The sequence below is a fragment of the Thiohalocapsa sp. ML1 genome, assembly GCF_001469165.1.
In the GTDB taxonomy this organism is placed as follows: domain Bacteria; phylum Pseudomonadota; class Gammaproteobacteria; order Chromatiales; family Chromatiaceae; genus Thiohalocapsa.
The window spans coordinates 1-4528 of the sequence record NZ_JABX01000099.1; the positions used below are offsets into that span (position 1 = coordinate 1).

The window sequence follows — 4528 nt, forward strand, 5'->3', positions numbered from 1 at the left end:
CGCTGATCAATTGCGACACCGAGCCAGTGCTCGAGGATCAGGCTCCACAGGTTCACCGGCTGGACGTCGCTGCCGGCGGGTCGCACCCAGGCGGCGCCGCGCTCGCCGCGGTCCAGGTCGCGCAACGCCCGGTTTAGCTCGGCCAGATCACCCACCCGAACCTCCCGCGCCGCCCCCCGCGCCGCCAACACCCGCAATGGCTCCACCTTGAGCGCGAGCAGCGCGTTGTGAGTCGAGACGAGACCGCTGGCATCGGCGAATAGCCAGAGATCCGCCCACTGGATGCGAAACACGGTGGAGCAGGCTGCGTCCACGTCTGGCTGATGCTTGCTGGGGTTCAGACACAGGGCAAGCTCGCCGTCGAGCGCGCCGGGCTCTTCCCCCGCCCTCTCTCCGGGCGGCGTGCGCGTCAGCAGCACCGGTTGCTGGTGCGGGCACCCCGCGGCCCTGCGGTCAAGGCGTCGCAACAGCGCCTCGCGCTCCCCGTCCGGGTCAGCAGCGGCATTGCCATCGGCAGCGACGATGGGCTGCGTCGGGAAGCTCTGCCGCGGGCCGAACAGCGCGTCGTGCGTACTCGGTGAAAGTGCCGTCAACGGGTCGAACGGGCGCTCTCGGAGCCGTGCGCCATGGGGTTGGCGCAGATAGGGGTGCAGCGTCCAGCCGAGCCCGCGCGCAACTTCAAGATAGGCATCGACTCGCCGATGCAGCCGAGCCCCGCCGAAACCGCGCCAAGCCCCCACCCCGGGCTGCACGCGTTGATAGAGATTGACGAGCAAGATGCTCCAGCCGCCCTGATCGGAGTTGGCGAGCGGTTCTAGACGGGTTTCGAAAGGGTAGCAGCTTTCCATCGGCTCCTCGCAACAGGGCGCAGCGACCGAGTTGTCGGCAGGCTCGGGCCTAACTCGGCCAGCCAGACCCGAGCAGGGCAGCGGTGCCCGACCGCTCGCGCCTTGATCGTGACGTTGCAAGGGCGAATTCTGGCCAGCAGGCAGGTATCATCACCGAAAAGCGCATAGGGGCAAACCTTTAAGGAGCTCGGAATGCACCAGGGCACCCACCCCCTCGACGCGATCGCCACTGCCGAGGCTGTCGCCGCCTGGCTCGATGAGCTCGGGCTCGGCGACTACGCGGCGACCTTCGCCGAACGCGGCTGGTATGGCGGCGCCCTGCTCGATGCGCCGGACGACCCGAGCCTCGCCGACGTCATCGCCGATGCGGCCAACCGCGAGCGACTGTCGACGGCCGTCCGGCGCCTGCTACGCCGGGCGGCGCTGCCCGATGCGGCATTGAGCGTGGCCGAGCTGAACGCCCCCGCCGCCGCCTGCCGCCGCCTCGGCGCCGACTGGTCCCGCCAGCCCTGGCTCGCCACCCTCATCGACACCTGGCCAGGCCCCATCGCCCACGAGGCCCGCGCACTCGGGGAGCTGCTCGCCGCCGGCAACGCCGCCGCCGCGCTCTGGCAGTTGCGGGACCTGGCCGAGGTGCTGATCAAGCTGCCCGCCGCCGCCCTGGCCGCCGAGGCCGAGCGACGCGACCCGGACGGCCCCCTTGCCGCTCGCGTGCACGAGAAGCTCTACGGCTACCCGCCCCCGGCCATGGGCACCTGGCGTGACCTGCTGTGCGAGGACTTGGCGCCGGGCCTGCGCGACGCCGCCGGAGAGCCGTCGGCGCCACCCGTGCTGGGCCTGGTTCGGCTGATCCTGAAGGCCGACGGCAAGCCCACCCTCTTCGCCCAGGCGCTGCTGGATCAGGTGGTCCTGCGCAACCGCGAGGGCCACGGCGCCTGGCGACGCGATCAGACCGAGATCGTCGCCACCCTGCGTCACTGGCTCCTGGGCGACCTGCCGAGGCCCGAGTGGGCCAGCATCGGCATGGACAAGCATCCCAAGCCGACGCCGCTGAACAAGGCCCTGGCCGAGGCCGTCGGCCAAGCCCCCTGGGGCGGGCTGACCCTCGCCGTGCGCCTGCCGGGCGGCGACGGCATCCCGCTGGTGGGCGCCGCGAGCATCCCCGATCATCGCGACGCCCCGGGTGCAGACGGCCTGCAACCGGCCCCGGTGCTGCTCCAGCAGCCCGACGCCGAGCCCCTGGACCTGGCGCCCCATCTGGCCGCACGGGTCTGCGTGCTGTGCGGCTATCGGGACCTGTTCTTCTTCAACGGCCACGACCGCCGCGCCCACCGCTTCGACCTGCTCGACTACCGCCGCGGCCACCGCATGGCGCGCCACTGGCACCAGGTGCCGGACCTGCACCGCCATGCCGGTCGGCGCCCGCTGCCGCCGCCGGCGGAGGACGACCCCGGGCCGCTCGGCCTCGGCCGCGCCAGCACCCTGGCCCTGTTCGACACCCTGGCCTTCGAGGCCCGCTACCTCTCCCCGGACTGGCTGCGCGCGCCGCTGCGGGACTTCATCGCGGGCAACGACCGCGGCGTGCTCTGGCTCCAGGCCCCGGGCCACGTGGGCAAGAGCCTGTTCGTGCACGGCCTGCAAGCCCACCTCGACGACGCGCCACTGCTGCCCGGCGAGCCCCCGCGCGTCGCCGCCGTCTTCATCCGCCGCGAGTACAGCTACGGCCCCGCCCGCCTGCTGCCGCTGCTGGAGGCCGAGCTCAAGCGCAGCCTGGACCTGGCGGACGACAACGAGCAGCGCCTGCCGCGAATCGAGGAGCAGGCCGCGGACAAGCCCGCCGCCCTCGCCGCCGGGCTCGCCGCCTATCGCCGGCTCGCGCGGGCGCGCACCGGCTTCGACGGCCCGCTCTTGATCTGCCTCGACGGCCTGGACGAGCTGCGCCCGCCGGACGCCGCCGGCAGCCTGCTGGACTTCATCCCCCGGCCCGAGGCCCTGCCGGAGCGCACCTACCTGCTGTTCACCTCCCGCCCCTTCGACGCCGAGGGCTGCCCGCCCTGGGTGCGCGAGCGCACCGAGCACCTGCGCGCCGGCGGCCTGGCACCGCGGGTGGCGGACCTGCACGACCCCGGCTATCGCGCCCTGCTGCGCGCCTACTTCGATCGCGAGCTCGCAGGCGCCGCCGCGCGCCTGGAGGCCGAGGCCGTGGAGCGAGGCGCCGCGCCCGCCGCGGCCCGCACCGCGGCCGCCGAGCGCCTCGACGCCCTGTACCAAGCCGTTGTCGACAAGGCCGATGGCCTGTTCCTGTATCTGGCCTTCCTCATCGACCGCATCCGCGACCAGGGCATCCCCGCCGACCCCGCCGCCATCCGCCCCCTGCCCGCCCGCGCCGAGCTCTTCCACGGCTACCTCGACCAGCTCCGGGACGACCTCGGCCCCAAGCACGCCGACCTGGCCCTGACCCTGGTGCTGACCCTGGCCGCCGCCGAGCGCGCCCACACCTGGCTCATCAGCCAACCCGAGTGGCCGCCGGAGTTGGAGCAGGACTGGCACGGCCTGGACCTGGACGTGCTGGCGGGCCTGACCCACCAGACCGGCGCCGACGGCCACGCCGAGCTGCTCTACCTGCTGCTGCGCCTGCGCCCGGTGCTCGGCACCTGGCGCGCCGGCAGCGGCGCCTCCGCCCACTACCGGCTCGGCGTGCGGGGCCTCACCGACGCGCTGGAGGGCCATCCGGACCTCGGCCCGCGGCTGCTGGCGATCCATCGGCGGTTGGCCGATGCGGCGTTGGCGTTGGCGGGTGAGGCGCCCGAGGCCGAGGACGCGGGGGCCGAGCACGGTGTGCCGAAAGGCGCGCCGGCGGTCGCTACCGAGGCCGGCGACGCACCGACACGCCCGTTGCTGCTGCGGCAGGCCCTGGCACACGCCATCCTCGGCGGGGAGGATGAGCAGGCCGATGCGGTGGCCGGCAACCGTCGGCTCATCACACTGATCCGGATCGAGGCCGAGGCCAGCCGCCGGGCAATGGACCTGCCTGCCGCCATCGTCGGCAACACCTGCTGGCTGCTACACGCGCGCCAGATGGCCCGCACCGGCGACACCACCTGGCGCAATGCCCTGGCCAGCGCCTACGACAGCCGCGGCCTCGATAAGCGGGACGCCGGCGACCACGGCCCGGCGGCGGCGCTGGCGGACCACGACGCCGCCATTGCCATTGGCGAGGACCTGCGCCGGCTGCTGGAGCCCGACGGGCGCTGGGAGGTCGAGCTGCGCAAAGACCTGGCCGGTGCCTACAGCAACCGCGGCGCCGCCAAGGAGGCCGCCAGCGGCCACGGCCCGGCGGCGGCACTGGCCGACTATGACGCCGCCATCGCCATCGGCGAGGATCTGCGCCGGCTGCTGGAGCCCGACGGGCGCTGGGAGGTGGCGCTGCGCTCGTACCTGGCCAGCGCCTACGGCAACCGCGGCGCCGCCAAGCGGGCCGCCACCGGCCACGGCCCGGCGGCGGCGCTGGCGGACCACGACGCCGCCATCAAGATCGAAGAGGACCTGCGCCGGCTGCTGGAGCCCGACGGGCGCTGGGAGGTGAAACTGCGCAACGACCTGGCCAGCGCCTACGGCAGCCGCGGCAACGCCAAGCAGGCCGCCGGCGGCCACGGCCCGGCGGCGGCGCTGGCCGACTA

The 4528-nt window shown here is 73.9% G+C and carries 2 protein-coding genes; one reads left to right on the top strand and one right to left on the bottom strand.

The window, feature by feature from the left end; all coding sequences use genetic code 11:
• Positions 1-848 (bottom strand): hypothetical protein (locus ML01_RS26405; RefSeq protein ID WP_156428027.1); only part of this gene is annotated, 848 nt, incomplete at its 3' end.
• Positions 849-1040: 192 nt separating this feature from the next.
• On the opposite strand from ML01_RS26405, the gene ML01_RS26410 reads away from it, so the two are divergent.
• The coding region (locus tag ML01_RS26410) for a hypothetical protein (RefSeq protein WP_216819294.1) at positions 1041-4528 on the top strand (3488 nt) is incomplete at its 3' end.